Origin of the sequence: Streptomyces sp. NPDC046887 (genome assembly GCF_040644755.1) — a bacterium.
GTDB lineage: Bacteria > Actinomycetota > Actinomycetes > Streptomycetales > Streptomycetaceae > Streptomyces > Streptomyces lichenis.
On the sequence record NZ_JBEYXH010000003.1, the window covers coordinates 186,109 to 212,350 of the forward strand.

At 72.5% G+C, this 26,242-nt stretch carries 22 protein-coding genes and 1 riboswitch; of the genes, 7 read left to right on the forward strand and 15 right to left on the reverse strand.

What is annotated here, in order from left to right:
* The first annotated feature begins 103 nt into the window (after positions 1 to 103).
* Together ABZ945_RS05555 and ABZ945_RS05560 are read left to right on the forward strand one after the other, a co-directional pair.
* Positions 104 to 760 (forward strand): DUF433 domain-containing protein, encoded by a 657-nt coding sequence (locus ABZ945_RS05555; protein WP_361264295.1) that lies wholly within the window; start codon positions 104 to 106, stop codon positions 758 to 760.
* Positions 750 to 1,136, forward strand: a complete 387-nt coding sequence (locus tag ABZ945_RS05560; RefSeq protein ID WP_361264298.1) for a toxin-antitoxin system, toxin component, PIN family protein — start codon at positions 750 to 752, stop codon at positions 1,134 to 1,136. Before ABZ945_RS05555 ends, ABZ945_RS05560 begins: the two co-directional genes overlap by 11 nt.
* A gap of 28 nt (positions 1,137 to 1,164) precedes the next feature.
* On the opposite strand, the gene ABZ945_RS05565 is transcribed toward ABZ945_RS05560, so the two are convergent.
* Genes ABZ945_RS05565 through ABZ945_RS05575 form a run of 3 tightly spaced genes read right to left on the reverse strand, consistent with a single transcriptional unit; the run spans position 1,165 to position 4,911 of the window.
* Positions 1,165 to 2,751 (reverse strand): precorrin-2 C(20)-methyltransferase, encoded by a 1,587-nt coding sequence (locus tag ABZ945_RS05565; RefSeq protein ID WP_361264301.1) that lies wholly within the window; start codon positions 2,749 to 2,751, stop codon positions 1,165 to 1,167.
* A 5-nt stretch (positions 2,752 to 2,756) separates the two neighbouring features.
* Positions 2,757 to 3,455, reverse strand: a complete 699-nt coding sequence (locus ABZ945_RS05570; protein WP_361264304.1) for a precorrin-8X methylmutase — start codon at positions 3,453 to 3,455, stop codon at positions 2,757 to 2,759.
* 1 nt (position 3,456) lies between these two features.
* Complete coding sequence (locus tag ABZ945_RS05575; RefSeq protein WP_361264307.1) at positions 3,457 to 4,911, reverse strand: cobalamin biosynthesis protein CobG; 1,455 nt, start codon at positions 4,909 to 4,911, stop codon at positions 3,457 to 3,459.
* Between the two features lie 24 nt (positions 4,912 to 4,935).
* Positions 4,936 to 5,070, forward strand: a riboswitch (cobalamin riboswitch).
* A 37-nt stretch (positions 5,071 to 5,107) separates the two neighbouring features.
* Between ABZ945_RS05575 and cobN the strand changes: the two genes are divergently transcribed.
* Both cobN and ABZ945_RS05585 read left to right on the forward strand, forming a co-directional pair.
* Complete coding sequence (cobN, locus tag ABZ945_RS05580; RefSeq protein ID WP_361264309.1) at positions 5,108 to 8,875, forward strand: cobaltochelatase subunit CobN; 3,768 nt, start codon at positions 5,108 to 5,110, stop codon at positions 8,873 to 8,875.
* On the forward strand, positions 8,872 to 9,576 hold the full coding sequence (locus ABZ945_RS05585) for a GNAT family N-acetyltransferase (protein WP_361264312.1): 705 nt from the start codon (positions 8,872 to 8,874) through the stop codon (positions 9,574 to 9,576). The genes cobN and ABZ945_RS05585 overlap by 4 nt, the downstream gene beginning before the upstream one ends.
* 18 nt (positions 9,577 to 9,594) lie before the next feature.
* Here ABZ945_RS05585 and ABZ945_RS05590 read toward each other — a convergent pair whose 3' ends face one another.
* From ABZ945_RS05590 to ABZ945_RS05625, 8 genes are all read right to left on the reverse strand, one after another.
* Positions 9,595 to 9,813, reverse strand: a complete 219-nt coding sequence (locus tag ABZ945_RS05590) for a DUF397 domain-containing protein (protein ID WP_361264315.1) — start codon at positions 9,811 to 9,813, stop codon at positions 9,595 to 9,597.
* Entirely contained in the window at positions 9,770 to 10,645 is an 876-nt protein-coding gene (locus ABZ945_RS05595) for a helix-turn-helix transcriptional regulator (RefSeq protein ID WP_361264318.1), read from the reverse strand. Before ABZ945_RS05595 ends, ABZ945_RS05590 begins: the two co-directional genes overlap by 44 nt.
* 122 nt (positions 10,646 to 10,767) lie before the next feature.
* Complete coding sequence (locus tag ABZ945_RS05600; RefSeq protein ID WP_361264321.1) at positions 10,768 to 11,946, reverse strand: methyltransferase domain-containing protein; 1,179 nt, start codon at positions 11,944 to 11,946, stop codon at positions 10,768 to 10,770.
* Positions 11,943 to 12,686, reverse strand: a complete 744-nt coding sequence (locus ABZ945_RS05605; protein WP_361264324.1) for a class I SAM-dependent methyltransferase — start codon at positions 12,684 to 12,686, stop codon at positions 11,943 to 11,945. The genes ABZ945_RS05600 and ABZ945_RS05605 overlap by 4 nt, the downstream gene beginning before the upstream one ends.
* A 50-nt stretch (positions 12,687 to 12,736) precedes the next feature.
* Positions 12,737 to 12,859 (reverse strand): hypothetical protein, encoded by a 123-nt coding sequence (locus tag ABZ945_RS05610; protein ID WP_361264326.1) that lies wholly within the window; start codon positions 12,857 to 12,859, stop codon positions 12,737 to 12,739.
* A gap of 8 nt (positions 12,860 to 12,867) precedes the next feature.
* Entirely contained in the window at positions 12,868 to 12,999 is a 132-nt protein-coding gene (locus tag ABZ945_RS05615; protein WP_361264329.1) for a hypothetical protein, read from the reverse strand.
* Positions 13,000 to 13,152: 153 nt separating this feature from the next.
* On the reverse strand, positions 13,153 to 13,890 hold the full coding sequence (locus ABZ945_RS05620; protein WP_361264332.1) for a GntR family transcriptional regulator: 738 nt from the start codon (positions 13,888 to 13,890) through the stop codon (positions 13,153 to 13,155).
* 147 nt (positions 13,891 to 14,037) lie between these two features.
* On the reverse strand, positions 14,038 to 16,095 hold the full coding sequence (locus ABZ945_RS05625) for a PhoX family protein (protein WP_361264335.1): 2,058 nt from the start codon (positions 16,093 to 16,095) through the stop codon (positions 14,038 to 14,040).
* 269 nt (positions 16,096 to 16,364) lie between these two features.
* Between ABZ945_RS05625 and ABZ945_RS05630 the strand changes: the two genes are divergently transcribed.
* Both ABZ945_RS05630 and ABZ945_RS05635 read left to right on the forward strand, forming a co-directional pair.
* Positions 16,365 to 18,092 (forward strand): VWA domain-containing protein, encoded by a 1,728-nt coding sequence (locus tag ABZ945_RS05630; RefSeq protein ID WP_361264338.1) that lies wholly within the window; start codon positions 16,365 to 16,367, stop codon positions 18,090 to 18,092.
* Positions 18,093 to 18,258: 166 nt separating this feature from the next.
* Positions 18,259 to 19,269: an aldo/keto reductase gene (locus ABZ945_RS05635; protein ID WP_361264341.1), complete on the forward strand. Its 1,011-nt coding sequence runs from the start codon at positions 18,259 to 18,261 to the stop codon at positions 19,267 to 19,269.
* Positions 19,270 to 19,429: 160 nt separating this feature from the next.
* Here the strand turns inward: ABZ945_RS05635 and aspS are convergent, their stop codons facing one another.
* Positions 19,430 to 21,196, reverse strand: coding sequence for an aspartate--tRNA ligase (gene aspS / locus ABZ945_RS05640; RefSeq protein WP_361264344.1), 1,767 nt, complete (start codon positions 21,194 to 21,196; stop codon positions 19,430 to 19,432).
* 278 nt (positions 21,197 to 21,474) lie between these two features.
* On the opposite strand from aspS, the gene ABZ945_RS05645 reads away from it, so the two are divergent.
* Positions 21,475 to 23,655 carry a SpoIIE family protein phosphatase gene (locus ABZ945_RS05645; RefSeq protein WP_361264347.1) on the forward strand — a complete coding sequence of 727 codons (2,181 nt, stop codon included), beginning with the start codon at positions 21,475 to 21,477 and terminating at the stop codon, positions 23,653 to 23,655.
* Positions 23,656 to 23,733: 78 nt separating this feature from the next.
* On the opposite strand, the gene ABZ945_RS05650 is transcribed toward ABZ945_RS05645, so the two are convergent.
* The 3 genes from ABZ945_RS05650 to ABZ945_RS05660 form a co-directional block, all read right to left on the reverse strand.
* Complete coding sequence (locus ABZ945_RS05650; protein ID WP_361264350.1) at positions 23,734 to 24,315, reverse strand: DinB family protein; 582 nt, start codon at positions 24,313 to 24,315, stop codon at positions 23,734 to 23,736.
* A 159-nt stretch (positions 24,316 to 24,474) separates the two neighbouring features.
* A complete protein-coding gene (locus ABZ945_RS05655) occupies positions 24,475 to 24,831 on the reverse strand; it encodes a VOC family protein (RefSeq protein WP_361264353.1) in 357 nt (118 codons plus the stop codon).
* A gap of 260 nt (positions 24,832 to 25,091) precedes the next feature.
* The gene (locus ABZ945_RS05660) at positions 25,092 to 26,072 is read right to left on the reverse strand and encodes a pirin family protein (protein ID WP_361264356.1); all 981 of its coding nucleotides are present in this window, start codon (positions 26,070 to 26,072) and stop codon (positions 25,092 to 25,094) included.
* Positions 26,073 to 26,242: the final 170 nt, after the last annotated feature.

Below are 26,242 nucleotides of genomic sequence, written 5' to 3' on the forward strand. Positions count from 1 at the left end.
GAGCCCTGGACCAGCGGCCACCGGCTACGGCGTTCGCCCTGAGGGCCAGGGCCCGGTGTGGAAGGATCGATCTACCGAGCACCTGGGCAGGGAGGAGAGGGTCATGGTCGACAGGTTCACGGATGGACTTCTCACCGTGCCGGAGACGTCCTCCTATCTGCAGATCCCTGACTCCACACTGCGGAGCTGGCTGCGTGGGGAGGCCGCCGGCTCACCACTGGTGCACCAGGTCGAAGCGGTGCGCTCGCAGCAGCCGTCGGTTCCCTTCGTGGCCGTGGCGGAGGCCTACGTACTGCGGTCGCTGCGCTCCCTCGGTCTGAGGATGAGCGAGATCCGGGAGGCGGCAGCGGCGGTGCGGGACGCCTTCGACACCCCGTACGGACTGGTGTCGAAACGGATCGCCACCGACGGCGTCGACATCTTCGTCGAGCACGGTCTCGGCGACCTGCGCCGGGCCCGGGACGGGCAGGCACCCATCCACGAGGTGGTCGCGGAGTACCTGCGCTACCTCTCGTGGGAGGCGGACGACGACTTTCCGTTCAGCCTGCGGCTGAGTCAGTACCCGGATGAGGTCCCCGTCGTCATCGATCCCCGGTTCGGCCGCGGGCTGCCCGTCATCGAGGCCAACCGGGTGCCGGTGAAGGCGCTTACCGACCTCTGGGAGGCCGGCGAGACGGTCGAGGACATCGCCTACGAGTACGGGATGGAACCGGAGCAGGTGGACGCGCTCTGCCAGGCCGTGGTGCGCCTTGCCGCCTGAGTTCTTCCTGGACCGCAACCTGGGACGCCGAGTGGCCGAGGAACTGACGGCTCGCGGCTGGCGCATCCACCGGATCGGAGACGTGTTCCCGAACGACGGCCAGGACGTTCCCGACGAGGAGTGGATCGCCCATGGCCTCGGCCGGGGATGGGTTCCGCTGTCGAAGGACGGCCGCATCAAGTCCCGGGACCAGGAGATCCAGCCCGTCAGGGAGTGCGCGGCCGTGCTCTTCTACCTCGACAACCAGCAGTTGCGCACCCTGGAGATGGTCGAGCGCTTCCACGCCTGCCGCGACGCCATCCACCAGGCCATCGCCCAGGGCGGCCCCGCGGCCTACGCCGTGCGCGTGGGCCGCGTCGACCGCACCTGGCCGTGACCGGAGCCCCTGCGACCGCCGTGCTGGGTCAGCTGTCCGGGTAGGTCCTCGGGGTCCAGGCCAGCCGGGTGCCGTCGGGGCGGGTGGTGGTGCGGGTCTGGGAGGAGCCGATCAGCAGCAGGGTGCGCATATCGACCTCGGCGGGGTCCAGGTCGGCGAGGGGGAGGACGCGGACCGACTCCTCGGGGCCGCCGACGTCGCGGGCGACGACCACCGGGGTGTCCGGGGCGCGGTGTTCCAGGAGGAGTTCACGGGCCTTGGCGACCTGCCAGGTGCGGCTGGCCGAGCCGGGGTTGTACAGGGCCAGCACCAGGTCGGCGGCGGCCGCGGCGGCGAGGCGGCGGGCGATCACCTCCCAGGGCTTGAGCCGGTCGGAGAGGGAGATCGTGGCGTAGTCGTGGCCGAGAGGAGCGCCTGCCTTGGCGGCCGCCGCGTTGGCCGCGGTCACCCCGGGCAGCACCCGGACCGGCACGTCCGCGTACACCTCCTGCGCGGCCACGTCGAGGACGGCGGTCGCCATGGCGAACACGCCCGGGTCGCCGCCCGAGACCACCGCGACCCGGTGCCCGCGCCGGGCCAGGTCCAGGGCGAACTCGGCGCGCTCGGACTCGACCTTGTTGTCCGAGCCGTGCCGCCGCTGCCCCGGCCGCTCCGGCACCCGGGCGAGATAGGTGGTGTAGCCGACCAGGTCGGTCGCGGAGGCCAGCGCCCCCCGGGTCTCCGGGGTGAGCCAGCCCGCGCCCGCCGGGCCGGTGCCGACCACCAGGACTTCACCCGACCCGGGGCGGGGCTCCGGCGGTACGGCGTCGATCCGGGACGGCAGCACCGCCACCGAGAAGTACGGCACCGACTCCGGGTCCACGTCCGTCAGCTTGCCGGTGCGCTCACCCGCCATCGTGGCGCGCTCCACATACCGGGCGCCTTCCAGCCGCCCGGCCCGCGCCAGCGCCCGGCGCACGGCCGGGAAGGTCCGGCCGAGCTTCATCACCACCGCCGAGTCGGCGGCGGCCAGCCGGGCCGTCAGCTCCTCCTCCGGCAGGGTGCCGGGGATGATCGTCAGTGTCTCCTCCGCCTCGCACAGCGGCTCACCCAGCCGGGCCGCCGAGGCGCTGACCGAGGTCACCCCGGGGATCACCTCGGTGTCGTAGCGGTGCGCCAGCCGCTTGTGCATGTGCTGGTAGGAGCCGTAGAAGAGCGGATCGCCCTCGGCCAGCACCGCCACCGTGCGCCCCGCGTCCAGATGCGCGGCCAGCCGGTCGGAGGCCTCCGCGTAGAAGTCGTCCAGCGCGCCCCGGTAGCCGCCGGGGTGGTCGGTGGTCTCCACGGTGAGCGGGTACATCAGCCGCTCCTCGATGTGGTCCTCGCGGATGTGCTTCGCCGCGATGGAGCGCGCGATGGACCGGCCGTGCCGGGCCGAGTGGTACGCGACCACATCGGCCGCCGCGATGGCCTCGACGGCCCGTACGGTCATCAGCGAGGGATCGCCGGGCCCGAGCCCCACCCCGTAGAGCTTCCCGGGCGGGACGGCCCCCTCATGCGTCTCCGTCTCCGGCTCCGTCTCCGGCTCCGTCACCGACTCCGTCCGGCCGCTGGCCATCGCGTGACTGCTGTCCATGGTGCTCACTCCGCCTCGCTCGCGATCGCGTTGACCGCCGCCGCCACCATCGCACTGCCGCCGCGCCGGCCTCGGACCACCAGGTACTCCAGACCCTCCGTGGCGGCCAGCGCCTCCTTGGACTCGGCCGCGCCGATGAAGCCGACCGGGATGCCGAGCACGGCCGCCGGACGGGGCGCCCCGTCGGCGATCATCTCCAGCAGCCGGAACAGCGCGGTGGGCGCGTTGCCGATGGCCACCACCGAGCCTTCCAGCCGGTCCCGCCACAGCTCCAGCGCGGCGGCGCTGCGGGTGGTGCCCAGCTCGGCGGCGAGCGCCGGGACGGCCGGGTCGGAGAGGGTGCAGAGCACCTCGTTCTCCGCGGGCAGCCGCTTGCGGGTGACTCCGCTGGCGACCATCTGCGCATCGCACAGGATCGGCGCCCCGGCGCGCAGCGCGGCCCGGGCCCGTAGGACGACATCCGGGCTGTAGGCGAGGTCGCGGACCAGGTCGGTCATCCCGCAGGCGTGGATCATCCGTACCGCGACCTGGCTCACCTCGGCCGGCAGGCCCGCGAGGTCCGCCTCGGCGCGGATCGTGGCGAAGGACTGGCGGTAGATCTCCGCCCCGTCCTTCTCATAGGCGTAGCCGTCCGCCTTCTCATGGGCGTAGCCCTCCGCGGAGGCGGATGCGTCGAACCCTGTCACTGTGCTGCTCTCGCTCATCTCATTGCTCATGGAGGGGTGGGCGGGGCCCGGGGACGGTTTCACGTGAAACATCCTGTGCGACAGCGTGTTTCACGTGAAACATCGCGCCGGGCGCACCGGCACGAGTGTGCACCGTCTGCTGGTAAGAGCCCTCACCGGTGGCGACCATGTCCACCCAGTCGCCGCGCGGGTGCCCGCAACGCCGCTCGCAGCCGGACCAGTGGACCGGGAGCCCACCGTCCAGCGGGCGGGCGTCCCCCCGGACGTCGGCCAGCGACTTGGCGCAGCCGGGCCGCCCGGTGCAGGCGCTCACCGTGGCCCAGGGCGTGTCCGGGGCGGTGAGGTATCCGGCCGCCGCCAGCTCGGCCAGCCGGTCCCGGGCGGCAGCCTGGTCCGGCCAGGCGGGGAGGACGAACCCGCGCCAGGGGGTGACCCGTATCTCGGCGGCCGGGAGCAGTGCGCGGAACTGGTCGCCGGTCACCCGGCCGAGCCGGGCCGATACGGAGACGAAACCGCCGTCGAGGATGCCGGGCGGGGGGCCGGAGCCTGGGGAGGGGGTGACCGGCCGGGGGGCGGGGGAGGCCGTCACTCCCGCCCGGGCCAGCTCCCCGGCCACGTCCATCCCGCGTCCGCCGTCGGGTAGTTCACCCACCCGCCAGGCACCGGTTCCGGCGGCCTCGGCGGCGGTCAGAAAGGCCCGGGCGGCGGCCAGCGCGGCGGCCGGGGCGTCGGGTCCGCCGACCTCGTACGCCCGGTCGGCGACGACGAGGAGGAAGGCCCCGCCGGCCCCGAAGTCTCCATCAGCCCCGGAGCCGCTATCAGCCCTGGAGTGCCTATCAGCCCCGGAGTCTCCATCAGCCCTGGAGTCCCCATCAGCCCTGGAGTCTCCATCAGCCCTGGAGTCTCCATCAGCCCTGGAGTCTCCATCAGTCCCGGAGTCCCCCTCGGCCGCCGCCCGCAGGGTCACATCGGCGCCGAGCGCCGCCACATCCCCCCGGCCGTCGTCCACCGCGAACAGGAAGCGCCCGGAGAGCCCGGTCGTCCAGGCCTCCCCGCACAGCAGCACGTCCAACGCGCGGGCCGCGGCCTGCACCCGGGGGCCCGCCAACGGCGAGACCACCATGTTCCGTATCCGCTCATGCGCCTCGGAGTCCGGCAGCAGTCCGGCGCCGCGCAGCAGCTCCGCCAGCTCCAGCCCGCAGCTCTCGCCGAGGCCGCGCAGCTCCAGGTTGCCGCGCGAGGTGAGCGAGAGATGGCCGTCGCCGAGCCGGTCGGCGGCGTCCGCCAGCACCCGTATCTGCTGCTCGGTGAGGACACCGGTGGGCAGCCGCAGCCGGGCCAGCGCGCCGTCGTCGGCGCGGTGCAGCCGCAGCGCCCCGGGGCAGGCGTCACCGCGGTCACGGACGCGGCCGGAGCGGCGGGTCCGTATATGACCTTCGCCCGGTTCGGGGCGTTTGGGTGAGCTGGACGGCATGGCGGCCACCATACGCGCAGCCTCTACTATGCAGACGGCACAGGGTCCCAGGGCCCGAGGGAGGAAGCCCGGTGGAAATCCGGCGCGGTCCCGCCACTGTGAGTCCGGCCGCGGAGGCGGTCCGGGCGAGTCAGGAACTCCCGCCGTCCTCATCACCACCCGGGGCGCGGACACCCCGAGGAAGGCCAGCGCAGCGATGACGCACGCCGACGAGCCGACGACGACCCCCGACGCGCCCGATGCGCCCCATGCGGCCGCCGCACCCGACGCGCCTGTGTCGCCCACCGGGCCGCAGCCGGGGATAACCGAGGGAGCACCGGCGGGGGCCGCCCCCGCGCCGGAAGGGGCCCCCGCCCCGGTCCTCCTCCTCTCGCACTCCGACACCGACCTGCTCAGCGCCCGCGCGGCCGGCGGCCCGGTCGAGTACCGGTACGCCAACCCCTCCCGCCTTCCGCAGGAGGACCTGCCCGCGCTGCTGGACGGCGCCGGGCTGGTGGTCGTCCGCCTCCTCGGCGGCGTACGGGCCTGGGAGGACGGGCTCGCCGTGCTGCGCGACAGCGGCCTTCCGCTGGTCGTGCTCACCGGCGAGCAGGCGCCCGACGCCCAGCTGATGGAGGCCTCCACCGTGCCGATCGGCCTGGCGGCCGAGGCGCACGCCTACCTCGCGCACGGCGGCCCCGCCAACCTGGAGCAGCTGGCCCGCTTCCTCTCCGACACCGTGCTGCTCACCGGCCACGGCTTCGAACCGCCCGCCCCCGCGCCCACCTGGGGCGTGTTGGAGCGCACCACCAGGGCGGTCGACGGCCCGACCATCGCCGTCCTCTACTACCGCGCCCACCACATGAGCGGGAACACCGCCTTCGTGGACGCGCTCTGCGGTGCCATCGAGGACGCCGGGGGCCGCCCGCTCCCGCTCTACGTGGCCTCGCTCCGCGCCCCCGAGCCGGAGTTGATCGACCGCCTCGGGGCCGCCGACGCCGTGGTCACCACCGTGCTCGCGGCCGGCGGCACCAAGCCCGCCGAGGCCCAGGCGGGCGGGGACGAGGAGGCGTGGGACGCGGGGGCGCTGGCCGGGCTCGATGTGCCGATCCTCCAGGCGCTCTGCCTGACCGGGTCCCGGGCCGCCTGGGACGAGAACGACGAGGGGCTCTCCCCGCTGGACGCCGCCACCCAGGTCGCGGTGCCCGAGTTCGACGGGCGGCTGATCACCGTCCCGTTCTCCTTCAAGGAGATCGACGAGGACGGGCTGCCGGTCTACGCGCCGGACGCCGAGCGCGCCGCCCGGGTCGCCGGGATCGCCGTCCGGCACGCCAAGCTCCGGCACATCCCCAACCCCGCCAAGAAGCTGGCGCTGGTCCTCTCCGCGTACCCGACCAAGCACTCCCGGATCGGCAACGCGGTCGGCCTGGACACCCCCGCCTCCGCGGTGGCGCTGCTGCGCCGACTGCGCGCCGAGGGCTATGACTTCGGGCCCGAGGAGGAGATCCCCGGGCTGGTCTCCGGCGACGGCGACGAGCTGATCCGGGCGCTGATCGACGCCGGCGGCCACGATCAGGAGTGGCTGACCGAGGAGCAGATGGCCCGCAACCCGGTCCGCATCCCGGCCGCCGACTACCGGCGCTGGTACGCCACCCTGCCCGCGGCGCTGCGCGAGCAGGTGGAGGAGCACTGGGGCCCGGCCCCCGGCGAGATGTTCCTGGACCGCTCCCGCACCGCCGAGGGCGACCCCGATGGCGATATCGTGCTCGGCGCCCTGCGCCGCGGCAATCTGCTGATCGTCATCCAGCCGCCGCGCGGCTTCGGCGAGAACCCGATCGCGATCTACCACGACCCCGATCTGCCGCCGTCGCACCACTATCTGGCCGCCTACCGCTGGATCGCCGCCCCCGCCGAGGACGGCGGCTTCGGCGCCGACGCCATGATCCACCTGGGCAAGCACGGCAACCTGGAGTGGCTGCCCGGCAAGAACGCGGGCCTGTCCGCCGCCTGCGGCCCCGACGCCGCCCTCGGCGACCTGCCGCTGGTCTACCCCTTCCTGGTCAACGACCCGGGTGAGGGCACCCAGGCCAAGCGCCGCGTGCACGCCACCCTGATCGACCACCTGGTCCCGCCGATGGCCCGCGCCGACTCCTACGGCGACATCGCACGCCTGGAGCAGCTGCTGGACGAGTACGCGCAGATCTCCTCCATGGACCCGTCCAAGCTGCCCGCGATCCGCGCGCAGATCTGGACCCTGATCCAGGCCGCCAAGCTCGACCACGACCTCGGTATGGCGGACCGCCCGGACGATGACGGCTTCGACGACTTCCTGCTCCATGTCGACGGCTGGCTCTGCGAGGTCAAGGACGCCCAGATCCGCGACGGGCTCCATGTCCTGGGCGGCGCCCCGGCCGGCCCCGAGCGGGTCAACCTGGTCCTCTCCATCCTGCGCGCCCGCCAGATCTGGGGCGGCACCCAGGCCCTGCCCGGCCTCCGGGAGGCCCTCGGCCTGGACGAGTCCGCCGCGACCCTGAAGACCGCCGACGAGGCCGAGGCGAAGGCCCGTGAACTGGTCGAGGCCATGGAGGCCGCCGACTGGGACCCGGCCGCCGTCGCCACCGTCGCCGCCGGGCACGTCCAGGCCGTCGCCGACATCCTGGACTTCGCCGCCCGCCAGGTGATCCCCCGCCTCGCCGCCACCACCGACGAGCTGGACCACGCCGTCCACGCCCTCAACGGCGGCTTCGTCCCCGCGGGCCCCTCCGGCTCCCCCCTCCGCGGCCTGGTCAACGTCCTCCCGACCGGCCGGAACTTCTACTCCGTGGACCCGAAGGCGGTGCCCTCCCGGCTCGCCTGGGAGACCGGCCAGGCGCTCGCCGACTCCCTGCTCACCCGCTACCGCGAGGACAACGGCGACTGGCCCACCTCCGTCGGCCTCTCCCTCTGGGGCACCAGCGCGATGCGCACCGCGGGCGACGACATCGCCGAGGCGCTCGCCCTGCTCGGCATCCGCCCGGTCTGGGACGACGCCTCCCGCCGGGTCACCGGCCTGGAGCCGGTGCCGCTCGCCGAGCTGGGCCGCCCCCGGATCGACGTCACCCTGCGGATCTCCGGCTTCTTCCGGGACGCCTTCCCGCACACCGTCGGCCTGCTGGACGACGCCGTCCGCCTCGCCGCCACCCTGGACGAGGCCGACACCGACAACTTCGTCCGCGCCCACACCCGCGCCGACCTGGCCGAGCACGGCGACGAACGGCGCGCCACCACCCGTATCTTCGGCTCCCGCCCGGGGACGTACGGGGCGGGTCTGCTCCAGCTGATCGACTCCCGCGACTGGCGCACCGACGCCGACCTGGCCGAGGTGTACACGGTCTGGGGCGGCTACGCCTACGGCCGCGAACTGGACGGCCGCCCGGCGCGCGAGGAGATGGAGACCGCGTACAAGCGGATCGCGGTCGCCGCGAAGAACACCGACACCCGCGAGCACGACATCGCCGACTCGGACGACTACTTCCAGTACCACGGCGGCATGGTGGCCACCGTCCGCGCCCTGCGCGGCACCGCCCCCGAGGCGTACATCGGCGACTCCACCCGCCCCGAGACGGTCCGCACCCGCACCCTGGTCGAGGAGACCTCCCGGGTCTTCCGCGCCCGGGTGGTCAACCCCAAGTGGATCGAGGCGATGCGCCGCCACGGCTACAAGGGCGCCTTCGAGCTGGCGGCCACCGTGGACTACCTCTTCGGCTACGACGCCACCACCGGGGTCATCGCCGACTGGATGTACGACAAGCTCACCGAGACCTACGTCCTGGACTCGGAGAACCGGAAGTTCCTCCAGGAGGCCAACCCCTGGGCCCTGCACGGCATCGCCGAACGCCTCCTGGAAGCGGAGTCGCGCGGCATGTGGGCCCAGCCCGACCCCGAGGTGCTGGACCGGCTGCGCCAGGTGTTCCTGGAGACCGAGGGCGAGCTGGAGGGCGAGTGACCCCGTACCCGGAAGCACGGCTGACCGTCGGCAGCGAGGACCAGGAGCTGTCCGACCGCCTGGACCGCGAGCTGACCGCCTACAACCGCGCCGCGGTCGACGCCGAGGAGGCGGAGGTCTCGGTCCGCGCCGAGGACGCCTCCGGTGCCCTGGTGGGCGGCCTCACCGCCTCCACCTGGGGCACCCTGGGCAGCATCCATATGCTCTGGGTGGACCCCGCCCACCGCGCCTCCGGTCTCGGCGGCCGACTCATGGCCGCCGCCGAGGAGGAGGCCGCCCGCCGCGGCTGCACCGTCATGGAGGTGTCCTCGTACACCTTCCAGGCCCCGCCGTTCTACCGCCGCCTCGGCTACACCGAGACCGGCCGCATCGAGGGCGTCCCCGGCGGCCACGCCGACGTCTACTTCACCAAGCCCCTGGCCCCGGCCGCCCCCACCCCGCCCTTCCACCTCACCGCGATCGTCGACTACCCGGCCGACGACACCGCCCCCGCCCGCGCCGCCGAGGAGGCCGCCCTCGCCCTCCTCTCCCGCCACGGCGGCCACCTGGAGCGCCGTCTGACCACCCCCGACGGCCGCTCCGAGGTCCACCTCCTCCGCTTCCCCTCCGAGTCCGCCTACCTCGCCGACCCCGACCGCCCGGACCCCCGCGCGACGGGCACGCAGATCCGGGTGCTGGAGGTCGGCGAAATCCACGGCTGACGACGCCGGGGCGGCCGGCTACCTGGAGAGGGCCGGGCCGCCCCTCAGCGCGGCGACGAACGGCGCCCACGCGGCGGCGGTGAGCATGAGCACCGGGCCGCCGGTCACCTTGGAGTCCCGAACGGGGACGAGGCCGGGGAGGCCATCGGCTACTTCCAGGCAGAATCCACCGGCTCCGTTGCTGTAGCTGCTTCTACGCCAAGAGAGACAGGTCGATGGGTTGAGGTTGCTTGCCATTTCGGTAGTCCTCTGCTGCCGCTTCGATAAGGCGCAGAGACGTCTCCGGTGGGAGCGCCGCTGCTCGAAGACGGTTATACGCCTGGTTGTACTGCGCGACTGTTGCCGGATCATCGACCAGCTGGCCGGTGTACATGCCCTCCGTGTACATAAGCGGCGGCGCATCATCAAAGGTCATGAGCCACGTGGTGCCCATCATGAAGGGATGGGCGCCTGCGTTGCGCGGCAGAATCTGTGGAAGGAATGCACGCGTGCGTCCCACGGCAGCGATGTGCGCGAGTTGTTCCGCCATGTCGCCAAAGCCCATGATCGGATCGGTGAGAAGACCTTCGTGGAGGACGGCCCACGAAGCGGGCCCCTCGCGGTCTTCGAACACCCAGGCGCGTTCACGCCTATCGCTCACCTTGCCCGCCACGGACTCTTCCGTATCCGAAGGATGGGAGGCGTGCACGACCGCACGGATATACGGTTCCAGCTGCAATGGTCCGGGAACGAGCGTGGGGCTCCACTCCTCGATTCCTCGTGCCTTTTTCTCCAAAGTCACCAGATCGGCGAAGTAGTGCGCGTAGTCGCCAAGACGCGCCTTGCGCACATCTTCACGGTTTCGGGCGAAGAAGCCGTCCGTGTCCAGCTCCCGATCCGCGTGCGCGGCCAGATCGCGCGGGATGGTGCGCCTCCCGTGCTCGATCTCGCTGATGTACGCGAATCCGTAGAAGCTGCCCTCCGCCAACTGCTCCAGCGTCAGCCCCGCTCCCTCGCGCTTGTGTCGCAACTCCTTGCCGTAGAAGGCGGCGACACCGGCCGAACCGTCGATCTCCCTGCGTGCGCCCATGTGGAGACACCCCTCAACACATCCGCTGTGGTCCTGAAGTTCCTAAAACGGTAGGGATATACGCCACCCCGCGTGGCCGATTCGCCACAACATCCTCCGAGAGTGGGAGCCTTGCGGCCTAGTCAGGGCACCGCGTTCGCCGGGTCATCCAGCCAGACCCGCCGGGCACCGCCCGCCCCGACCGTCAGCCCGAACCGGCCCACCTCCGGCGACCCGGCCCCCCGCCACCACGCGTACGCCGCCGCCACCTCGTCCCACACCCGCCGGCTTCCGTACTGGTGCACCACGAAGTCCCTCTCCCCCTCCCCATCGAAGTCCACCGCCGCCCAGGACGTCCCGTCCACCGTGGCCACCCACACCCGGGCGGCGACTCCTTCCACGTCCGGGTCCTCCTGCCAGGCGTGCCAGACGTCCCCGACCAGCAGCCCGACCGCGAACCGCGCGTCCAGATCGTTCCCCGCCACCGCCCACGGGGAGAGCTCGGTCACCGACCCCTCCGGCACCTGGCCTTCCCGCACCACGTCCCGGAAGATGCGCAGATCGGCGCGGTGGCCGCGCATCACCATGAACGCGGAGTGCGGGGCGAACCGCCCGGACGCCGTGCCGTCGCCCTCCACGGTGAGCCGCAGCAGCCCGTAGCAGCACCAGGGCGCGTCCCAAGGTGTCAGGATCACCCCACCCGGAGCCGTCTGCTCGATCCAGGCGTACGGGACCTGGCGTACGGAGCAGGTGGCCACGACTCGGTCGTACGGCGCCCCCGGCGCGTACCCCTCGGCTCCGTCCCCCGTGACCACCTGCACCCCGAGCCCCGCCTCCCGCAACCGGGCTGCCGCCCCTTCTGCGAGCGCGGGGTCCACCTCCACACTGGTCACCCGCCCCGAACCGCCCAGCCGCTGGGCCAGCAGCCCCGCGTTCCACCCCGTCCCGGTGCCGACCTCCAGCACCCGCTGCCCGTCCCGTACATCGAGCAGCTCCAGCATCCGGAACACGATCGAGGGCGCGGACGCCGAGGAGGACGGCCAGGGGGTGTCGTCCTCCCCGGCCTCCTCGCCGTCGTTGAGCTGGGTGATGGCGGGCTCGTCCTCGTACGCCGCCCGCAGCCACTCCGCTGGCTCCTCCCGCCGGTCCACGGGCACGCACTCCGGCCCCTGATGGAACCGCTCCGGCAGGAAGCGGTGCCGGGGCACCGCCCAATAGGCCTTCTCCCACTCGCTGGACAGGGGCCTGCCCAGGTCCTGGGCCACCATGTGGAGCAGGGCGCGCATGGCCGTGTTCTGCTGCGTGGCTTCGTTCTGCGTCATGGGGAATGCGGTCCCTCTCGCCTGGTGGCCGGTTCGATATGGCGGGCGGGGCGTGCGCCCCGGACCAGGAGCGTGCCGATGCGGCCACTGCCGGCTGCCGGAGCGGGGAGAACGGTGGCGGTGACGTCCTCGAACCCGAACTGTCTGAGGATGAGCGCCCATGTCTCGGGCGTGTAATCCCACCGCCTGACGATGGCCGGGTCTTCCTCGGGGCCTCGGGGGATGTATGACGCCTGGCAGCCGTAGCACCCTTCCACGGCAGGGCGCTGGGACATCACGAACACCCCGCCGGGCCGGAGCCGATCGAACACGGCGGGGAGGGCGAGCCGGGGGTCGGTGAAGTAGGCGGCCCCGAAGACGGAGTAGATCGCGTCGAGCGGGTCCTGTGCTGCCAGGAAGTCGAGGGCCTCGCCTTGGTGCACCTCCATCCCGCGTACGTCGGGCCAGCGCTCGCGGGCCTTGGCGAGCTGCGCCGGGGACAGATCAACACCTAGGGCGCGCATGCCGAGCCCGGCCAGATGGGCCAGATTTCCGCCGGACCCGCAACCGAGGTCCAGCACGCGGCCTCCGGTCGGCAGAGACAGCAGCTCGGCCCCAGGGCCGTGGTCGGGGTGCTGGGTCCAGTTGAACCACGTGGTCTCACCCTTGGCGTTCGTTCTCCGCCGCTGAGGCTTCGTGCGCGCATAGCTGTCCCAGGCGGCAGGACGGGTGTCGGTCATCGCGGTTCCGTTCTCGGTCATGGCGCCGGCCGACCGGCACCGCGCCGGTCGGCCAAGCCCAGGCGGGCCGGTCATTCCCCTAAGAAGGCGGTCAGTTGGTCGCCAGGTTGAAAGACGTTGCCCGAGCCCTGCGCCACCATGTGGAGCATGGCGCGCATGGCGGCGCCCTGCTCGGTCGTCTCACTGTGCGTCATGGGACTGTTCAGTCCTTCTTGTGCTTCGGCTCGGGCCTGGGCTGCTTGGTGTCCGACGACGGTTTGGCCGTCCCCGGATCCTTCTTGCCCGAATGCTTCCCGTCGCCGCCACTCGCGCCCGGGCCGGTTCCCCATGCCATGACGTACTCCCTCCGGAGTGGTTGGAATCATCCCTAGGGAGATGATGGAGTGTCATCCCTAGGGAGGTCAACCCCCTCTATGGGGAGTGGCACATGGGTACGCGAAGGGAGACCAGCCGGGTGCGGCTGGTCTCCCTCCACCATGGAATCGTTTCAGCTGCTCAGGTGGTACTCCATGACGTAGACCCCGGCATCCAGCAGCATCCGGTTGAGTTCCACGGCACGGCCGTCCTCGGTGAAGGCGGTACGCCAGACCTCCACCACCGGCGTTCCCTCGGCGAGTTGAAGACGCTCTGCCTCGTCCGGGGCAGGCATGCGGGCCCGCAGCTCCTCCACGAAGCGGTCGGGCGAGAGGCCCAGCTCCGCCAGCCGTGCGTAGGTGCCGCCGGGGCCGGTGTCGGGCCGGGCGATGGCGGTGTCACGCACCAGCTCGGCCGGGAGGTAGGAGGTGGCGAGCTGGACCGGCTGGTCCTCGACCACGAACCGGCGGTCCCGGACGAGGACGGCCGCGCCCTCCGCCAGGCCGAGGGCCTGGGCCACACGGGGCGGCGCCGGGGCCTCCTCGACGGTCAGGTCGGTGACCGACAGGGGCCGGTCCTCCAGGTCCGCCTGCCAGATCGAGCGCCCGGCCGCCCAGCTGTCCCGGGCCAGCCGCCGGTTGGCCACCCGCCGGATCGGCCGGAAGTCGCGTACGTATGTTCCGCTGCCTCGTCTGCGGACGGCCAGCCCCTCGGTGACCAGCAGGGTCAGCGCCCGCCGCGCTGTTTCCTTGGCCACCCCGTGGTCGCGTACGAGCGCGGGCTCGCCCGGCAGCCGCGCACCCGGTGCCAGCTCGCCGGAGCGGATGCGCTCGCGCAGCTCGTCCGCGATCTGCCTGGCACTCTCCGCCATCGTTGTGCCCTCACTTCCCTAGGGTGGCCTCCTTCCACCCTGGCACAGTGCCCACGATCGCGGGCACCTGGGAGGGCCCGCCCGCTGCGGGACGCCGAAGGGGCCGGTCACCGTGGTGGTGACCGGCCCCTCACGCGTAGGCAGGTCTCAGACGCCGATGTCGCGGCCGTCCTTGCGGTAGACGGCGACGACCGACGGGCGGACGATGCGGCCGGGGCCGTCGGGCCAGGTGGAGGCGGGCTTCTCGACGGAGGCGCCGTCCACCTCGCCCGGGTGCTGGACGGCGACCAGCACGCGGCGGTCCTGGATGATCGGGCCGCAGGTCTCCGCGCCGGTGGGGACGGTGAGGAACTGCTTCAGCTCACCGCGCCGTTCGCCGTGGACGGCCACCCCGAACAGCCCGTCGTGCGAGCCGAGCTGGTTGCCGTCGGTGGAGATCCACAGGTTGCCATGCGGGTCGAACGCCACGTTGTCGGGGCAGGAGATGGGGCTGACCTTCTCCTTGGGGTAGCCCGCGAAGTAGGTGGCCGGGTCGTTGGGGTCGCCCGCGACCAGGAACAGCCGCCAGGCGAAACCGTCCGAGGACGGGTCGTCCCAGTGCTCGGCCAGCTCCAGGATCTGCCCGTGCTTGTTGAGGTTGCGCGGATTGGCCTCGTCCGCCCCGGCCTTGCCCGTCTTGCCGCGGTCGGTGTTGTTGGTGAGGGCCACGTAGACCCGCCCGGTACGCGGGGAGGGCTCCACGTCCTCGGGGCGGTCCATCTTGGTCGCGCCCACCTTGTCCCCGGCGAGGCGGGTGAAGACGTACACCTCCTCCGCGGTCATCCCCGGCACGTGCGAGACGTCCCCGGTGGCGAGCGGGATCCAGTGGCCGGAGCCGTCGAACTCCCCGTCGGCGGGCAGCTTGCCGGTGCCGTCGATCTCGGCGGCGGGGGAGTCGCCGGTGATCTTCGCGACGTAGAGGGTGCCCTCGTCCAGCAGGGTCAGGTTGTGCTCCCGGGCCCGCCGCGAGTCGCCCTTCATCATCCGCTTGGAGGAGACGAACTTGTAGAAGTAGTCGAAGCGTTCGTCGTCGCCCATGTAGACGACCGGGCGCCCGTCCCGGGTCAGCCTCGGCTGCGCCGCCTCGTGCTTGAACCGGCCGAGCGCGGTCCGCTTGCGCGGGGTGGACTCCGGGTCGTACGGGTCGAGCTCCACCACCCAGCCGAAGCGGTGCGGCTCGTTGGGCTCCTGCGCCACGTCGAAGCGCTTGTCGAACCGCTCCCACTTGCGCTCGGTCGCCCCGCTGCCGATCCCGTACCGCTTGTCGGTCGGGCTCGACGCGTTGGCGAAGTACTGGTTGAAGTTCTCCTCGCCGTGCAGCGTGGTGCCCCACGGGGTGGTGCCGCCCGCGCAGTTGTTGAGCGTGCCCAGCACCCGGCGGCCGCTCGGGTCGGCCGAGGTGCGCAGCAGCGGCGAGCCCGCGGCCGGGCCGGTCAGCTCGAAGCGGCTGGTGGCGGTGAGGCGGCGGTTGAGCGGGTGCCGGGAGACCGGGGTCAGCCGGCCGTCGCGGTGCTGCTCCTGCACCACGACCACCGAGAGCCCGTGCGCCGCCCAGGCGATCTCCACCTGCTCACGGGTCGGGTTCGCCGCGTCGTACCCGCGGAACATCAGCACCTCGTCGGTGTACTCGTGGTTGGCCACGAGCACCTGGCGGCCGCGCTCGCCCTTCAGCGGCAGCAGCGAGAGGAAGTCGTTGTTGTAGCCGAACTGCCCGGCCTGCGCCTTGGCGCTCTGCTTGTCGGCGTCGAAGGCCGGCGCCCCGCGCAGGATCGGCTCACCCCAGCGGATGACCACGCTCTGCGCGTACCCCTCGGGCACGGTGACCTTGTCGTCCTTGTTGGGCGCGACCGGGGCGAAGCGCAACCCGCGGGCCCCGCCCGGACCGTGGTGTCCATGGCGTGCGGGCACGGCGGCCTGGGCGGCCGGGGCGCCCGCGCCCTGGGCGAGCACCGCGCCGCCGGCGGCGGTGGCCACGGTCACCGCGGCGGTGGCCCGCATCATCGAGCGCCGCGAGAACACCCCGGCGATCACATCGCCCGCGTACTCGTTGTCGCTGGTGTTCGGCACCTCCTGGAAGCACGCGTCCCCGCACCGGTAGCGGCAGGTGAGGGCGGACCGGCCGCCCCCATGCGGGTGGTTGCCGAGCAGCGGCAGCAGCTTGCGCACGTGGTCCTCCTTCGGCGCGGGCCGCGCCGACATCGTGTCGGTAATCCTTCGGCCGCGACGTTAGGGGCGGAGGTGTGCAGGTCGGCGGCGGCACGATGAACGGCCGGTGAATGCGGCACGTCCGGAGCGATGTTGACGCGATCGCCCCTTGCCTTTCGCCGTCGCGCGGGACGGCTAACCTTACGTATCGCCGCTGGCCATGGATGATTTCCCCGATAACAGGCCAGTGTGGACATACACGGCACCCCACATGCGAAAGGCCTCTCCCCATGGGCATTCGGAGCTTGCTGCGCAAGGTGTTCAGCCGCGACCGTGCGGAGAGCGAGGAGACGGCGACCGTCTCCGTCCCGCCCCAGACGGGACGCGCGGTGCCCCAGGACACCCCCGCCCCGGCCGCCGATGCGGATGAGGGCGGCAAGGAGAAGAAGGAGGACGAGGGCGAGGACCGCGCTGCGGATGCGGGCCGGGCGGACGACGGTGGTGATCGGCGGCAGAGCGAGGACGGGCCGGGCGAGGACCGCCCGGACACGGTGGAGCCCGGAACCGGCGGCGAGGGCTCCGGCGCGGACCGCCCCTCCGACGAGCCGACGGCATCCCGCCCGGCGGATGCGCCCGATGAGTCCGACGAGTTTGACGAGTCGGTTGTGGCGGATGCCTCTGAGGGGTCGGATGCTTCCGACGGTGGTGGCGGCGGTTCCGCCGGTACGGGTACGAGTACGCGGACGGGGACGGGTTCCGGAGGCGGTGGCGGTTCGCGGGGCGCGAAGGCTTCCGGCGGTACGGAGCCGGTGGCCGCTTCCTCGGGTGCCGCCGCCTCCTCGGTGACGGTGCCGTCCCCGGCGGCCCCCTCTCCGGCCGAGCAGTCGGCCGCGGACCTGGTCGCCGCCTCCTTCGACCAGCCGCGTGCGCGCCGCGCCCAGGTCCCGGCCGCCCGCGACGAGACCGTCCCGGAGCGCGACCAGGACGAGCAGCGGGAGGCGGAGCCGAAGGCGGGCATCCCGGCGCAGACCTCCCCGTCCGCGCCGGAGCGCAAGGCCGAGCCTGAGCCCACCGCCGGACCTGCGACGGAGCCGGCGGTCGAGCCCGCGCCGGAACAGGAGACGGCGCCCGAGGCGAAGCCCGTACCGAAGAAGTCCGAGAAGGCGGCTGAGAAGAAGTCGGCGGAGAAGTCCGCCGAGCAGGCGACGGAGAAGTCCGCCGAGAAGGCACCCGAGAAGCCTGCCGGGAAGGCAGCGGAGAAGCCCGCAGGCAAGGAGACCGGCAATCCCGCCGCCGAGAAGCCGACCGCCAAGCCCGCCGCCGAGAAGGCAACCGCCAAGCCCGCGTTCACGCTGGCGCGGGTGAAGTCGCGGGCGCCGCAGCTGGCGGAGGCGTACAAGGCGGCCGGGGCGGTGCTGAGGAAGCAGGGGCTGACCGGGGCGCGGGCGACGGTGTACCTGGTGCTCGACCGCTCCGGTTCGATGCGGTCGTTCTACAAGGACGGCGGCGCCCAGCACCTGGCCGAGCAGGCGCTCGCGCTGGCCGCGCACCTGGACGAGCGGGCGACCGTGCCGGTGGTCTTCTTCTCCACCGAGGTGGACGGCACCGGCGAGGTGTCGCTGGAGGACGTCGAGGGCCGGATCGAGGCCCTCCACGACGAGCTGGGCCGGATGGGCCGCACCCACTACGAGCAGGCGATCGAGGAGGTCCGGCGGCTGCACGCGGCCTCGGAGGCGGCGGGCGGCCCGGCGCTGGTCGTCTTCCAGACGGACGGGGCGCCCGAGTCCCGGACGGCGGCCACCAAGGCGCTCGCCGAGGCGGCGGAGGGCAGCCCGGAGATCGAGTGGCGGTTCGTCGCGTTCGGCGAGAAGGACGCGAAGGCCTTTGACTACCTGCGCAAGCTCCAGGAGGACGGGGCGGAGCGGTTCGGCTTCCAGCATGCGGGCCCGGCCCCGGCCGAGGTGCCGCACGCCACCTTCTACCGCGAGCTGCTGGCGGACTGGACGCCCGCGTCCTGAGCCCGCTGGGAGGCCCGGGGGCCGGAGCGCGGCCCGTCCGCGTCCGGTTCCGGGCCCGGGACCGGGCCCGGCCGAAGCCTGACAGGGCGCGCATGCCGTACGGCTCCGCATTCCGGACCGAGACGTACTTGCGTTGGAGCGCACTCCCATTCCTAGGTTCGGAGGCATGCGATACAGCAAACTCGGAACGACCGGACTGGAAGTCTCCGCCATCGCCCTCGGCTGCATGAGCTTCGGCGAGCCGGACCGGGGCGGCGAGCCCTGGTCGCTGGGCGCGGACGCCAGCCGGGACATCATCAGGCAGGCCCTTGAGTCCGGCGTCAACTTCCTCGACACGGCCAACGGGTACAGCGCCGGAAGCAGCGAGGAGATCGTCGGCCAGGCGGTCAAGGACTTCGCCCGGCGCGAGGAGGTCGTTCTCTCCACCAAGGTCTGGATGCGGATGCGCTCCGGCCCGAACGGCGCCGGGCTGTCCCGCAAGGCGATCTTCGCCGAGCTCGACGCCTCCCTGAAGCGACTGGGGACCGACTACATCGACCTGTACCAGATCCACCGCTGGGACTACGGCACCCCGATCGAGGAAACCCTTGAGGCACTGCACGACGCGGTCAGGTCGGGGAAGGTCCGGTATATCGGAGCCTCTTCCATGTACGCCTGGCAGTTCGCCAAGGCCCTGTACCTGGCCGACCTGAACGGCTGGACCCGGTTCGTGTCGATGCAGGACCACTACAACCTCATCCACCGGGAGGCAGAGCGGGAGATGCTTCCGCTCTGCGCCGACCAGGGCATCGGCGTGATCCCGTGGAGCCCGCTGGCGCGGGGCAGGCTGACGAGGGTCGGGGACACCGCCACGGCGCGTGCCGGGACCGACCCGGGTGGCGAGATCCTCTACCGCGACGAGGACCGGGCAGTGGTCGAGCGCGTCCACGAGGTCGCGGGCAAGCGGGGTCTGTCCCCGGCCCAGGTCGCCCTGGCCTGGGTCATGCGCAACCCGGTGGTGACCTCGCCCATCGTCGGGGTCACCAAGCCGGCCCAACTGGCCGACGCGGTCGCCGCGGTGGACGTCGCACTCGACGAGGACGAGGCCGCCTACCTGGAGGAGCCCTACCAGCCGCACGCGGCCGCCTATCTGGAGGAGTCCTTCTACAAGCGGCAGCCTGTGGCGGGCTCCCGGTAGTCCGGGCGGCCGCTGTACTGGTGCCGGCTTCGGCGCGGTTCCCCCTCGCATGGCCCGTCGGTGGCGCCGGTGCCCACTGAGGCTAGTCCGACGTACCGGCAGGGCCCCGGTCCCGAGATGGTTCTCGGGGCCGGGGCCCTGGGTGGGGTCGGTGGCCGGGTTACTTGTCGGCGGCCGGCTTGCGGAGCTGGATGTTCAGTTCGCGCAGGCGGGACTCGTCCAGCTCGGTGGGGGCGCCCATCATCAGGTCCTGGGCGTTGCCGTTGAGCGGGAAGGCGATGGTCTCGCGGATGTTGGGCTCGTCGGCGAGGAGCATCACGATGCGGTCCACGCCGGGGGCGATGCCGCCGTGCGGGGGGGCGCCGAAGCGGAAGGCGCGGAGCATGCCGGCGAACTCGTGCTCGACGGTGTCGCGGTCGTAGCCGGCGATCTCGAAGGCCTTGATCATGATCTCGGGCTCGTGGTTCCGGATCGCGCCCGAGGACAGCTCGACGCCGTTGCAGACGATGTCGTACTGCCAGGCGAGGATGTCCAGCGGGTTCTGGTTCTCCAGGGCGTCGGCGCCGCCCTGCGGCATGGAGAAGGGGTTGTGCGAGAAGTCGATCTTTCCGGTCTCCTCGTCCTTCTCGTACATCGGGAAGTCCACGATCCAGCAGAACCGGAAGACGCCCTCCTCGAAGTGGCCGGCCCGCTTGGCGGCCTCGACGCGGACCGCGCCCATGATCTTGGAGACCTCGTCGTACTCGCCCGCGCCGAAGAAGACGGCGTGCCCGGCGGCCAGGCCCAGGCGCTCGGTGAGGACCTTGACGTTGTCCTCGGTGAGGAACTTGGCGATCGGACCGGTGAGCCCGCCGTCCTCGCCGACGCGGACCCAGGCCAGGCCCTTGGCGCCCTGCTCCACGGCGTAGTCGCCGAGGCCGTCGAAGAACTTACGGGGCTGGGCGGCGGTGTCCGGCACCGGCAACGCCCGTACGTGCTTGCCCGCGAAGGCCTTGAACTCCGAGCCCTCGAAGACATCGGTGATGTCGAGCAGCTCCAGCTGGGCGCGCAGGTCCGGCTTGTCGGAGCCGTACTTGTCCATCGCCTCGCGGAACGGGATACGGGGGAAAGGCGAGGTGACGTGGCGCCCGCCGCCGAACTCCTCGAAGAGCTCGGTCATCAGCTTCTCGATCGGCTGGAAGACGTCCTCCTGCTCGACGAAGCTCATCTCCACGTCGAGCTGGTAGAACTCGCCCGGCGAGCGGTCGGCGCGGGCGTCCTCGTCGCGGAAGCAGGGCGCGATCTGGAAGTAGCGGTCGAAGCCGGAGACCATCAGCAGCTGCTTGAACTGCTGCGGCGCCTGGGGCAGCGCGTAGAACTTGCCCGGGTTGAGGCGGGAGGGCACCACGAAGTCACGTGCGCCCTCGGGGGAGGTGGCGGTGAGGATCGGGGTGGCCATCTCGTTGAAGCCGAGCGCGACCATCTTGGAGCGGATGGCGGCGATGACGGCCGAGCGCAGCATGATGTTGCGGTGCATCCGCTCGCGGCGCAGGTCCAGGAAGCGGTACTCCAGGCGCCGCTCCTCGTTGACGCCGTCGTCCGCGTTGATGGTGAACGGGATCTGCTGGGCCGCGCCGAGCACCTCGACCTCGGCGGCCTCGATCTCGATCTCACCGGTGGGCAGCTCGGGGTTGACGTTCTCCGCGCCGCGCGAGACGACCTTGCCGTCCACCCGGACGACGGTCTCCTTGGTCAGCTTGTCCAGCACCTCGGCGGCGGCCGTGCCGGGACGGGCCACCAGCTGCGTGATGCCGTAGTGGTCGCGCAGATCGATGAAGAGGATGCCGCCCAGGTCGCGCCGATTGTGCAGCCAGCCGCTCAGCCGGACGTCGGTGCCGACGTCAGAGGCGCGGAGCTCGCCGCAGGTGTGGGACCTGTACCGATGCATCGTCGTTCATCCAGTCTTCGGAGTTGGGTGGTCGTGCGTGTGGTGTCGCGCGGGTGGGCGGGTGGCGTGCCTCCGGCCTGGTTCGGCGGCGGCTGGGGTCCGCCCCGCGCGTGTTTCACGTGAAACATCTCGCGTCAGTCGCGTCAAACGACTCGCGTGACCCGTCAAGGTTACCGGTCGTCGCAAGATCGCTGCCCGGGGATTCGGCGGGGGGCGGGGACGACGGCCGGGGGTGGGGCCGGTGGCGACCGGTCGGTTCGTCTTCTTAAAGTGGGGCAATGCGCACCGAGGACGTCCTGGCCGCCACCGTGACCGGCCTGTGGCGATGGGACAACGCGTCCGGGATCGTCACTCTGGACGCAGAAGCCGCCCGGTTGCTGGGGCTGCCCGCCGAGCGGGTCACCCTGACCGAGGCGGCCGTGCGCTCCCGGTTCCACCCGGTGGACTGGAACGAGATCGACGGTGTGGTGAACCTGGCGGTCGCCGAAGGCACCCTCGCCGAGGCCCGGCTGCGGATCGTGGACGGTGAGGGCCGGGTGCTGCGAACCGTGCGCAGCCGCTCCAAGCCGTATGTCAAGGGCGGCGACTTCGAGCTGGTCGGGATGTTGCAGGAGGTCGCCGACGCTCAGCCGGGCACCGCCGCGCGCACCCCGGTCACCGGGGACTGGCGGCGCTCGCGGGAGGCGTTCCTGCTGGACGCCGGGCGCGCGCTGGCGGAGGCCCGCTCCACGGCGGAGGTGCTGCGGGTGGCGGCCTCGCTGTCGATGCCGGGCTTCTCCCCGGACGGGCTCGCCGTCTTCGGGGTGCAGGGCGACCGGCTGACGGTGATCGGCCACCATGGCCACGGTGTCACCGACGAGAGCCCGTTCACGGAGATGGCGCTCGACATCGACTACCCGGCCGCCGAGGTGATCCGCACCGGCCGCGCGATCTACCTCCCCACCCCGGACGAGTACAAGTCCCGCTTCCCCGCCACCTGGCCGCTGGCCGAGCCCTACGGCCGGGAGTCCTGGGCCTTTCTGCCGCTCACCGTGGCGGGGCGGACCATGGGCGCCTGGATGGCCGCCTTCACCTACCGGGTGGGCTTCTCCCCGGACGAGCGGTCGGTGCTGACCACCGTGGCCCGGATGCTGGCCCAGGCCCTCGCCCGGGCCGGGGTCGCCGAGTCGGAGCGGGAGCTGTCGCTGGGCCTCCAGCGGGCCATGATGCCGGTGCTTGGCCCGGCGATCCCGGGTATGGAGGTCGCCGCCCGGTATGTGCCGACCGGCGGCGGGCTCCAGATCGGCGGCGACTGGTACGACATGATCCAGCTCCCCGGCGGCCGGGTGGCGCTGGTCATCGGCGACGTCCAGGGCCATGACGTCCGGGCCGCCGGGTTGATGGGCCAGCTGCGGATCGCGCTGCGCGCCTACGCCTCCGAGGGGCACCGGCCGGACGCGGTGCTCTCCCGCGCCTCCCGCTTCCTGCACGGCATCACCGAGGGCGGTATCGCCGACGGGGGCGGCAGCGCCGGGGCGGGGAGCCTGGGCGGGGTCCAGATGCGGGGCGGAGGCCTCGGTGCGGGAGGTGCGGGAGGCGTCGGAGGGGGGATCGACGCCTCGGCGCGGTTCGCGACCTGCCTGTATCTGGAGGTGGACCCGGCCACCGGGACGCTCGACATCGCCCGGGCCGGCCACCCCGACCCGGCGATCCGGATGGCGGACGGCACGGTGATGGTCCGCCCCACGGCAGGCGGGCTGCCGCTGGGCATCATCCCGGACACCGACTACCCGACCACCCGGCTCATCCTGGAGCCCGGGGAGACGCTGATGGTCTGCACCGACGGGCTGCTGGAGACCGGCGGCCATGACCTGGAGACCGGCTGGGCCCGGATCTGCGCCCTCCTTGAGGAGCACGACCTCGCCGGGGAGGGGCTGGAGGCGCTGGCGGACCGGCTGATCGAGGCCGTGCACGGGCCCGGCTCGCACTACAACACCGGTCGCCTCGCCGACCGCCGCGAGGACGACATCGCGGTGCTGCTGCTCTCCCGTACCGGGGCCGACGCCCGGCCGGCGGCGATCCGGCGCAGTGTGATGACGGTGGCGCAGGCCGAGCCGGAGCGGATCTCGGCTGCCCGCCGCCATCTGCGGGCCCTGCTGCACGACTGGGCGGACGCCGAGCAGGTCGACTCGGCGGTGCTGATGGTGTCGGAGATGGTCACCAACGTGCTGGTCCATACCGACGGCGACGCCCTGCTGGTGGTGGAGGCCACCGGCGACCACGGCCGGCGGCGGCTGCGGGTCGAGGTCGCCGACACCAGCGACGAGCTCCCGCACCGCCGCCGCCCCGGTGAGATGGCCTCCTCCGGCCGGGGCCTGGTGCTGATGGAGATGCTGGCCCATGAGTGGGGCGTCGACCCGCGCGGCGAGGGCAAGTCGATCTGGTTCGCGCTCTACGAGGAGCGGGCGGCCGAGGACTGAGGAAGAGGGGCGCGGGGCCTGCGCGGGGCCTGGTGGCCGCCGCCCACGTGGGCGATGGCCCGGGCCCCGGCCGCCTGCTCAGGTGGCGGTGCGGCCGTCGAGTGTCTCGCGGATGATGTCGGCGTGCCCGGCGTGCTGGGAGGTCTCGGCGATGACGTGTGCCAGCACCCGGCGGGCGCTCCAGGACTGGCCCGGCGGCTGCCAGGGGGCCTCGGGCAGCGGGTGCGCGGCCGACAGGTCCGGCAGGGCGGCGACGGTCTCCGCGGTCCGGGCGGCGACCTCCTCGTAGCTGCGGAGTACCTCGGCCACGGTCTCGCCGGGCCGCATGGTGAATGCCTGCTGGTGGTCGATCATCCACTGCGGGGGTTCGGCGGCGCCGGACATGATGTCGCCCCAGCTGACGCCCTCGGGCAGACGGGCGTGCATGCCCCCGGGCCCCTCGACCACGAAGCGCAGCCAGCGCTCCTCGACGCGGGTGACGTGCTTGACCAGTCCGCCCAGACAGAGGGCGCTGGCCGTGGGGCGCTCCCCGGCCTGCTCGTCGGTGAGCCCGTCCACGGTGGCGGTCAGGGCGGCGCGTGCGGCGGCCAGTGCGGCCAGCAGATCGGTCCGCTCCGCGTCGAGCTCGGTGGCGGGGGCGGTGGGGGTGGTGTCGCTCATGGTGGTCCAGTCCCTTCCGGCGGTTTCCCGGGTGTCGGTGTGCCACCACGATCACAGGCATTTAGGACAGTTCGTGACCGCCATGCGCACGAAGCCACGACGGGATACGGCGATCCGTCCGGACGGCGGGGGCGGCGCCACCCGGAGCGCGCCCCGGCGTCAGCGGTGGCTCAGTACGTTGACCACCCGGCCCCCGGGGTCGCGGACGAAGAAGCGGCGCACGCCCCACTCCTCGTCCGTCAGCGGGTACACGATCTCCGCGCCGCTCGCGCGCACCGTCGCGTACGCGGTGTCCACGTCGTCCACCTCCACGCTGAGGTCGGGCGTGACGGGGGCGGCCTGGTCGGCGGTCATGAAGCTGATCTGCGCGGTCGGGGCGCCGGGTGGGGCGAGCGTCATGATCCAGCCGTGGTTCATGACCTCCTCGAACCCGAGCAGACCGTAGAAGACGCGGTTGTCCTCGGCGTCCTCCGCGCCCTCCGAGCGGACGTTGGGCACGACCCGGCGTACGGCCATCACTGCCTCCCTCGGTGCCGGGCGGCCACCCGGCGGCCACCCGGTCCCAGCAGGGTAGAGCCGGCAGCGGGAGCCGATGCCGTAGCGACCCGGTTCCGTGGGCACGGCGGCGGAGCACCACGACCTCCCCCCCGGACGTGGACGGTGCGTCAGCCGGACGCCACACCCGTGGGGCGCGGTTGCTGATGCGCCCGCCGGGCTCGCCGCCAGGCGGGTGCGGCCCAGCCCAGGGCCCCAGCTCAGGACCTCAGCCCAGGGCCTCAGCTCAGACCGCCCGCGGTCATGCCGTGGACGGCGGGGACGCGGCCGAGGCGGCCGGCCTGGAAGTCGTCGAAGGCCTGGCGCAGTTCGGCCTGGGTGTTCATGACGAACGGGCCGTAGTGGGCCATCGGCTCCCGGATGGGCTGCCCGCCCAGCAGGACGATCTCCAGGTCCGGGGTGTTGCCGTCCTGGGTCTCGTCGGCGCGGATGGTCAGGGTGGAACCCTCGCCGAAGACGGCGGTCTGGCCCATCGTGAGGGGCCGCCGCTCGGCGCCGACCGAGCCGCGTCCGGCCAGGACGTAGGCCAGGGCGTTGAAGTCGGACCGCCAGGGCACGGTGACCTCGGCGCCCGGGCGCAGGGTGGCGTGGACCATGGTGATCGGGGTGTGGGTGATGCCCGGCCCCTGGTGCCCGTCCAGCTCGCCGGCGATGACCCGGAGCAGGGCGCCGCCGTCGGCGGAGGTGAGCAGCCGGACCTGGCCGCCGCGGATGTCCTGGTAGCGGGGGTCCTGCATCTTGTCCTTGGCGGGCAGGTTCACCCACAGCTGGAGGCCGTGGAAGAGGCCCCCGGACATCACCAGGGACTCCGGCGGGGCCTCGATGTGCAGCAGGCCGGATCCGGCGGTCATCCACTGGGTGTCGCCGTTGGTGATGGTGCCCCCGCCGCCGTTGGAGTCCTGGTGGACGAAGGTCCCGTCGATGAGGTAGGTGACGGTCTCGAAGCCGCGGTGCGGGTGCCAGGGGGTGCCCTTGGGCTCGCCCGGCGCGTACTCCACCTCGCCCATCTGGTCCATCATGATGAACGGGTCCAGATGCCGGTACGCGATGCCGGCGAACGCCCGCCGCACCGGGAAGCCCTCGCCCTCGAAGCCGCTGGGCGCGGTGGTCACGGCCAGCACGGGACGAGTGGGCGCGTCCGACCCGGCCGGGGCGGTGACGCGCGGCAGGGCCAGCGGGTTCTCGACGGTGACGGCAGGCATGGCGGGACCTCCTTGAGGGGCCGCTGAGGGGCTGCCCCGGCGACTGCGTACCCTTAGATTAGTTGAACGATGAACTTCTTGCCACCCGGAACGCGAAGAACCCGGCGGGCATTCCCACCGGGTCCTTGGTTTCACGTGAAACGTCAGAAACGTCGTCCGCAGTCGTCGCC

Bases quoted from the DNA above. Each gene is read 5' to 3' on its own strand.
- ABZ945_RS05630 (WP_361264338.1), top strand. From the start codon at position 16,365: ATGGGCATTCGGAGCTTGCTGCGCAAGGTGTTCAGCCGCGACCGTGCG.
- ABZ945_RS05620 (WP_361264332.1), bottom strand. From the start codon at position 13,890: ATGGCGGAGAGTGCCAGGCAGATCGCGGACGAGCTGCGCGAGCGCATC.
- ABZ945_RS05575 (WP_361264307.1), bottom strand. From the start codon at position 4,911: ATGCCGTCCAGCTCACCCAAACGCCCCGAACCGGGCGAAGGTCATATA.
- ABZ945_RS05600 (WP_361264321.1), bottom strand. From the start codon at position 11,946: ATGACGCAGAACGAAGCCACGCAGCAGAACACGGCCATGCGCGCCCTG.
- ABZ945_RS05610 (WP_361264326.1), bottom strand. From the start codon at position 12,859: ATGACGCACAGTGAGACGACCGAGCAGGGCGCCGCCATGCGCGCCATG.
- ABZ945_RS05570 (WP_361264304.1), bottom strand. From the start codon at position 3,455: ATGAGCGAGAGCAGCACAGTGACAGGGTTCGACGCATCCGCCTCCGCG.
- ABZ945_RS05590 (WP_361264315.1), bottom strand. From the start codon at position 9,813: ATGGCAAGCAACCTCAACCCATCGACCTGTCTCTCTTGGCGTAGAAGC.
- ABZ945_RS05595 (WP_361264318.1), bottom strand. From the start codon at position 10,645: ATGGGCGCACGCAGGGAGATCGACGGTTCGGCCGGTGTCGCCGCCTTC.
- ABZ945_RS05615 (WP_361264329.1), bottom strand. From the start codon at position 12,999: ATGGCATGGGGAACCGGCCCGGGCGCGAGTGGCGGCGACGGGAAGCAT.
- cobN (WP_361264309.1), top strand. From the start codon at position 5,108: ATGACGCACGCCGACGAGCCGACGACGACCCCCGACGCGCCCGATGCG.
- ABZ945_RS05650 (WP_361264350.1), bottom strand. From the start codon at position 24,315: ATGAGCGACACCACCCCCACCGCCCCCGCCACCGAGCTCGACGCGGAG.
- ABZ945_RS05655 (WP_361264353.1), bottom strand. From the start codon at position 24,831: ATGGCCGTACGCCGGGTCGTGCCCAACGTCCGCTCGGAGGGCGCGGAG.
- ABZ945_RS05565 (WP_361264301.1), bottom strand. From the start codon at position 2,751: ATGGACAGCAGTCACGCGATGGCCAGCGGCCGGACGGAGTCGGTGACG.
- ABZ945_RS05605 (WP_361264324.1), bottom strand. From the start codon at position 12,686: ATGACCGAGAACGGAACCGCGATGACCGACACCCGTCCTGCCGCCTGG.
- ABZ945_RS05660 (WP_361264356.1), bottom strand. From the start codon at position 26,072: ATGCCTGCCGTCACCGTCGAGAACCCGCTGGCCCTGCCGCGCGTCACC.
- ABZ945_RS05645 (WP_361264347.1), top strand. From the start codon at position 21,475: ATGCGCACCGAGGACGTCCTGGCCGCCACCGTGACCGGCCTGTGGCGA.
- aspS (WP_361264344.1), bottom strand. From the start codon at position 21,196: ATGCATCGGTACAGGTCCCACACCTGCGGCGAGCTCCGCGCCTCTGAC.
- ABZ945_RS05555 (WP_361264295.1), top strand. From the start codon at position 104: ATGGTCGACAGGTTCACGGATGGACTTCTCACCGTGCCGGAGACGTCC.
- ABZ945_RS05635 (WP_361264341.1), top strand. From the start codon at position 18,259: ATGCGATACAGCAAACTCGGAACGACCGGACTGGAAGTCTCCGCCATC.